This window comes from Streptomyces sp. NPDC059900, assembly GCF_050270335.1.
GTDB lineage: Bacteria > Actinomycetota > Actinomycetes > Streptomycetales > Streptomycetaceae > Streptomyces.
Map to the genome: position 1 here is coordinate 1 of NZ_JBNNJZ010000476.1, position 6,371 is coordinate 6,371.

4 protein-coding genes and 1 pseudogene are annotated in these 6,371 nt (G+C 74.6%); 1 reads left to right on the top strand and 4 read right to left on the bottom strand.

The window, feature by feature from the left end:
* The 4 genes and pseudogenes from ACQKIP_RS36615 to ACQKIP_RS36630 form a co-directional block, all read right to left on the bottom strand.
* Window positions 1–505 (bottom strand): annotated as a pseudogene (locus tag ACQKIP_RS36615) (hypothetical protein); the annotation flags it as partial.
* A 125-nt stretch (window positions 506–630) separates the two neighbouring features.
* A complete protein-coding gene (locus tag ACQKIP_RS36620) occupies window positions 631–1,647 on the bottom strand; it encodes an AAA family ATPase (RefSeq protein ID WP_365852162.1) in 1,017 nt (338 codons plus the stop codon).
* An 83-nt stretch (window positions 1,648–1,730) separates the two neighbouring features.
* A complete protein-coding gene (locus ACQKIP_RS36625; protein ID WP_365852164.1) occupies window positions 1,731–3,440 on the bottom strand; it encodes a trypsin-like peptidase domain-containing protein in 1,710 nt (569 codons plus the stop codon).
* On the bottom strand, window positions 3,437–3,991 hold the full coding sequence (locus ACQKIP_RS36630) for a CU044_2847 family protein (RefSeq protein WP_365852166.1): 555 nt from the start codon (window positions 3,989–3,991) through the stop codon (window positions 3,437–3,439). The genes ACQKIP_RS36625 and ACQKIP_RS36630 overlap by 4 nt, the downstream gene beginning before the upstream one ends.
* 230 nt (window positions 3,992–4,221) lie before the next feature.
* Between ACQKIP_RS36630 and ACQKIP_RS36635 the strand changes: the two genes are divergently transcribed.
* Window positions 4,222–6,371: S8 family serine peptidase (locus ACQKIP_RS36635; protein WP_427745130.1), on the top strand; the 2,150-nt coding region annotated here is incomplete at its 3' end.

Below are 6,371 nucleotides of genomic sequence, written 5' to 3' on the forward strand. Positions count from 1 at the left end.
GGGGGGGGGCGGGGCCCGCCGCGCCGATGCCCGGGCCCCCGGGGGCGGGGCCGCGGGTTTGGCGGGGGCCCAGGGCACGCTGAAGGGTGAGGGGGTGGGTCACCATCGGGGGGACGGGGACCCGGACGGGGGTGTGGCCGGTAGCTGGGCCGGGCGCGGTCGGCGGGGGCTCCGGTGGCGTGGGCGGAGCCGAAGCGTCCGCCGGGTGGGGCAGCCGCAGCGGCACCCGGCCGTCGTGCGGAGGGGGCGGCGCGGGGGAGTCCGGTTCCGGGACCGGCGGCGACGGGCGCACCTGCGAGGGCGTGGGCGACGGCGGCGCTTCGACGGAGGCGGGGGCGGCCTCCCGCACCGCCGGAGCGCCACCACCGGCCTGCCCCGCGAGCCACAGCAGTTCGGCAAGCTCGATCGACGTGGGCCGGGCACCGTCCGCCGCCTCCGCCAGCACATCGGCGAGACGCGCGACGGGGCCCGGGTACCGGGGTGTGCCACTGGACTCAGACGGCATCGCGGCCCGGATCCGCAGCTGCTTGCCCGAGGCACGGCGCCGACTGCCGTACGAGCCGGTCGCGCGCGCCCGCGCCGGTGCTTGGCGCCTTCGCGGGGCGCTGGTGCCCGGGCGTGGTGGAAGGGTCAGGGCGCATCGGGGCCCGGATTCGTCGACTGGGTGAGGTAGGGCATCAGTTGGCGGGCGAGTTCGTCGCGGGAGGCCGCGTCGATGCCTGCCGCCCCCGTGAGGTAGATCGCGTTCAGGAGCTGGTCCGTGGCGAGTTCGCCGCCCGTGCCGCGTTCCAGGAAGCGGGCGATGAGGGTGCGGGCGTACGCGTCGGGCTCCCCGAGGTGCGCCCGGACGATCTCCTCCAGGTGCTCGTCGCGCGGCTGGCGCAGACGCAGCGTGACGCAGCGGCGCAGGAACGCGGGCGGGAACTCGCGCTCGCCGTTGCTGGTCAGGACGACGAAGGGGAACGCCCGGCACCGCACGCGGCCCCGCTCCACCGTCACCGGATCGTCGGAGCCGTCGGTCAGGAGCTGCGCCTTCGGAGTGTGCTTGGCGATCCGTACCAGCTCGGGAATCTCGTACTGCCCCTCCTCCAGGATGTTCAGGAGGTCGTTGGGCAGGTCCAGGTCGCTCTTGTCGATCTCGTCGATGAGCAGGGCGCGCGGCCGGTGGTAGGGCAGCAGCGCCGTGCCCAGCGGGCCGAGGCGCAGATGGTCCTCGACGCCCGCACCGTCCCGCGGCGCCCGTGACCTCGGGGAGCGGCCCGCGGCGTAGAGGCGTGAGAGCGGGTCGTACTGGTAGAGGCCGTCGTGCAGGGCGCTGCGGCTCGTGATGTTCCAGCGCAGGACGGGACCGAGGCCGAGCTCCCGGGCCACCGCGTACGCGAGGCTCGACTTGCCGCTGCCGGGCGGGCCCGTCACCAGGAGCGGGCGCCGCAGGTACAGGGCGGCGTTGACCAGTTGGACGCAGGTCTCCGTGGCCCGGTAGGTGTGCGCCCGGTGCACCCGGTCCGGCGAGGTCGCCGAGCCGTCGTCCGCGGGCGTTTCGAGGACGGGGCCGCCGTCGAAGGCACGCCAGGGCGGGGGCGCGGGCAGCTCGGAGATCCCGTCGTGGGGCTCGTTCGTGCCGGTGTAGACGGGCCACAGGGACATGGGCGGGGTTCTCCGTTTTCGTACGTCGGGTCCTTCGGGTCCTGCGGGTCTTCGGGTACGTCAGGTAGGGCAGGCGTGCGGGCTCAGGCGACGGGGGACTGGCTGGCGGCGGCGGGGGCATCGGGGAAGCAGCGCGGGTCGTCCCAGAGGAGCTGGACGTCCCGCGCCCAGTGCTTCTCGGGCTCGTCGGCCGCATCGGCGCTCTCGCGCAACGACAGGATGGTGCGGGGAAGTTCGGCGGGCGGATGCCCGTCGATGTGGGCGGCGAGACGGTCGAGGAAATCGGAACCCCGGCAGCAGGCGCCGTCCCGGTGCTCGGTGTCCTCGCAGCCCGTGCGCGGCCACAGGAGCATCGGCACCGGCACGGTGAGAGAGACGTCGAAGTGCGTCACGCCGGCGTCGGACCCGGCGCGTTCGGGGCGGGGCGGCGCCGCGAAGCCCGCCAGATTCGCGCCGCCGTGCCGCAGTCGGAACCGCAGCTTGTTCGGCTTCTCCGGCGTGCCGCACTCGACGCGGTGCAGGACGGTCGTGGCGCCGTCGTCCAGGTCCTCCCACTTCTGGGCGAGCTGGAAGCGCAGGCCGCCCTTGCGGCGCGCCCGGTCGGTCACGACCAGGGGGTACGAGCAGCCGAGCGGGGTCGGATTGTCGGCGCCGCACTCCCACTGCGCCACCGGCCAGTTGAGCAGCGCGCGGGGCAGCACGAAGGCCAGCAACTCGTCCGTACCGGGCGTGAGATGGGAGAAGGCGTCGTCGACGCGCTCCTGGACGTAAGAGCGGACGCGCCCGGCGGCGACGGAGTCCGAGCCGACCAGGTGGCGCAGCCCCTCGCGGTACGCGGACACCTCCACCAGGAGCGTGCCGTTGCCCTCCCCGCTCTGGTCGATCTCGATGAGGATGGGCGACCAGACGGGCAAGGTGCCGGGCGCGCGGGCGGCGGGTGCCGACGGCGCTTCGAGCAGCCCCGCGAGGCGGTCGGCCAGGCGGGTCACGGCGTCGGGATCGTCGACCTCCGAGAGCAGGTACCAGGCGGCCGACCACAGCGAGCCGAAGCCCTCCGGCGGCACGGGCGGGTCGAACGGCCCCACCGCGTCGCGGTACAGCCGCTCCGGGTCGTCGGCGACACCGGCGGCCGTCGCCCGGTCCACCAGGGCGCGCAGCCGTTCCTTCGCGGAGCGCTGATGGCCGGGGGTGGGGATCAGATCGCCGAGCGGGGGCCAGTAGCGGGCCATGACGGAGGTGGGCAGCATCCGTCCGTTGCGCACGCCGCTGGACGCGCGGGCGGCGGCCGACACCATGCCCACGACGCGGTTGCTGTCCGCGAGGGTGACCGCCGCGCCGCTGAACCCCGGTGCCAGGGGCTGTCCGTGGGCGCTCCATGCCTCCAGCTGGACCCACTCGTCGGCGATCCGCTGGGCGGCGGTGGCGCGGTACTCGGCGAGGGTGCCCTCGCGGTAGCCCTTGGGGAAGCCGTACACGAGCAGCCGGGGGCGGGGTTCGGCGTACGCGTCCTCGGGCCCAGCGAACTCGGCGGGCCGCACCGGCACCGCCTGTTCGAGCTCCAGGACGGCGACGTCGCCGAGATCGTCGCCGTGGCCGTCCCAGCCGCCGTGCGCGCGGACGGCGGCGGTCACGGCCCCGAGGTCCTCGCGGTGCGGGAAGGAGACGGCGACCGGTGCGCGGGGGCTGTCGCGGATGACGTGCGCGCAGGTCAGGACGTGCCGCTCGGACACGAGGAACCCGGCTCCTGCCTCGCCCCCGCACGCGATGCGGGCATGCCACGATGCGCTGCTCATGGGGTGGGGGTGGCCTCCGGCGGGTGCACGGGCGGCGCGGCCGGCAGCCCCTCCGGCGCCGCGGCGGAACCGGGCGCCACCGGGAACCCGCCGGGCGTCGCCGCGGACCCGCCCGGCGCGACCGCGGCTGCGCCCGGTGCCATCGCAGACCCGCCCGGCGCGACCGCAGCTGCGCCCGGTGCCATCGCAGAAGCGCCCGGCGCGACCGCGGCCCCGCCCGGTTCCGTCGCCGCCCCGGTCGGTGTCCACGCGAGGCGTACCACCAGGTGGCCCTCCGCCGTGCCCTTCACGATCACCGCGCCCGCCTCCGCCGACATCCGCACGCCGAACTCGATCTCCACCGAGTCCGGGCGCAGGCTGCCGTCCCGGAACACCCGCAGCGCGGACTCCGCCGCCGCGCGCGCCCCGGCGAGCGAATGCTCGAAGGTGCGCACCGCGCGGGCGGGGCCGTCGCCGCCGCGGGAGACGAGGCGGGAGCCGTGCAGGTCGTCCACGTCGGCCATGACGACGGGCGTGCCGTCGCCGGTAGTGAACTCCACCAGATCGTCCATCGCTGCCCCCGTCGAACGTTCACCGCACGTGCCAACTGCATTGTTACGGATAGTCCTTGGGCCTGTCACCACGGTCACGGGCAACACGGGCGCACGGATGGTGCTGGCGGGAAGGTGCCCTGGCGGTTTCCCGCCAGCACCGGTCAACACCCCAGCAACACATGCCCCCTGACACTCTTCGCAGCACCCGGGAGCCACCCCCGCCCGGGTCCGACGAAGAGAGGGCACCCATGACCCGATCATCCGGCCGGCGAAGAGCGAGGCTGCTGCCTGCCGTCGGCCTCGCGTTCGCGCTGCTACCGGCGGGGCAGAACGCCACCGCCGCCCCCGCGGACGCACCGGGGACGGGCGCCGCCCCCGCCCCGCGCGCCGCGAGCGCCGCCCGCACGGTCACCCTGGTGACCGGCGACAAGGTCACCGTCACGGAACTCGGCGGCGGCAAGAAGGCCGTCACCGTCGACCGGCCCGCCGGGGCCACCGGAGCCGTCCGGAGCCGGATAGCCGGCGACCGCATCACCGTCGTACCGGACGAGGCGCGGCCCTATCTGAGCGCGGGCACCCTCGACGAACGGCTCTTCGACGTGACGGAGTTGCTGCGCCAGGGGCTCGGGGACGAGAAGGGCGGCGGGCTTCCGCTCATCGTCACGTACGAGAAGGGGGCGCGGCGCGACGCGGGCCCGGCGACGCCCCGTGGGGCCGCGAAGGTGCGCGCGCTGCCGAGCGTGGGCGGCATGGCGGTGCGGGCGGACAAGCCCGGCACGTTCTGGCGGGATGTCGCGCCGGGCACGGCCGGAACGCGGCGTGTGAAGGGCGGCACCCTCGCCGACGGCATCGGCAAGATCTGGCTCGACGGCCGGGTCGAGGCCGACATGGCGCAGAGCAACGAGCAGATCGGCACCCCGAAGGCCTGGGAGGCCGGGCTCACCGGCAAGGGCGTCAAGGTCGCCGTGCTCGACACGGGTGTCGACGCCGGCCACCCCGGCCTCAAGGGCCGTGTGGACGCCACGAAGAGCTTCATACCGGGGGAGGAGGTCGCCGACCGCAACGGCCACGGCACCCATGTGACCTCGACCGTCGGCGGCAGCGGAGCCGAGTCCGATGGCAACAAGGAGAAGGGCGTGGCGCCCGGCGCCGACCTCTCCGTGGGCAAGGTGCTCAGCGACGAGGGCTCCGGCACCGAGTCGCAGATCATCGCCGGGATGGAGTGGGCGGCCAAGGACGTCGGCGCCAAGGTCGTCTCGATGAGCCTGGGTTCGCAGGAGGCGAGCGACGGCACCGACCCGATGGCCGCCGCCGTCAACGCGCTCTCCGAGGAGACCGGCGCCCTCTTCGTCGTCGCCGCGGGCAACACCGGCGCCCCCTCGTCGATCGGCTCGCCCGGCGCCGCGGACTCCGCGCTGACCATCGGCGCGGTCGACTCCGCCGACCGGGCCGCGTACTTCACGAGCCAGGGCCCCCGCCACGGCGACAACGCCCTCAAGCCCGACCTCTCCGCGCCCGGCGTCGACATCCTCGCCGCGCGCTCGCAACTGACCAGCGGCGAGGGCTACTACACCGAGATGAGCGGTACGTCGATGGCGACCCCGCACATCGCGGGCGTCGCCGCCCTGCTCGCCGAGAAGCACCCGGACTGGAGCGGGGCGCGCCTCAAGGACGCGTTGATGTCGACGTCCGATCAACTCGACGCATCCGTATATGAGTTGGGTGCTGGCCGTGTCAGCGTGCCCGGCGCCATCGACGCGCGCGTCACCGCGAGCGGGAGCGCCGACCTCGGCTTCTACTCCTGGCCCTACGAGGACAACAAGCCCGTCACGAAGACGGTGACCTACACCAACTCGTCCGACGAGAAGGTCGAGTTGAACCTCGCGGCCGAGGGTGCGGCGGAGGGCGTCGTGACCCTCGCCGACAAGACGCTCGCCGTCCCCGCGCACGGCACCGCGTCGACCACGGTGACCGGCGACGGCGCGAAGGCGCCCGTCGGCAACACCAGCGGCCGCATCGTCGCGAGCGCCGCCGGGAAACCGGTCGCACACACCGCGTTCGGCCTGGTCAAGGAGGAAGAGCGGTACACGCTCACCGTCCGCGTCAAGGACCGTGACGGCGCCGCGACCGGGGCGGGCCTGGTGCTCCAGCGCCTGGCCGAGCAGGTCGACCCCGTCCAAGCGGACGTCGGGGACTCCGGAACCCTCCAGCTGCGCCTGAAGCCCGGGACGTACGCCCTCTCCTCCTTCCTCGACGTGCGCGGCAGCAACGGCAAGGACTCCCTGGGCCTCGGCTTCCTCGCCGCGCCGGAGATCGTCCTCGACAGGGACCGCGAGGTCACCCTCGACGGGCGGAAGCTGCGCGAGGTCGGCGTGGACGTCGGCAGGCGGACCGAGAC

Coding starts and splice junctions, on each gene's coding strand:
- ACQKIP_RS36620 (WP_365852162.1), bottom strand. CDS start 1,647: ATGTCCCTGTGGCCCGTCTACACCGGCACGAACGAGCCCCACGACGGG.
- ACQKIP_RS36625 (WP_365852164.1), bottom strand. CDS start 3,440: ATGAGCAGCGCATCGTGGCATGCCCGCATCGCGTGCGGGGGCGAGGCA.
- ACQKIP_RS36630 (WP_365852166.1), bottom strand. CDS start 3,991: ATGGACGATCTGGTGGAGTTCACTACCGGCGACGGCACGCCCGTCGTC.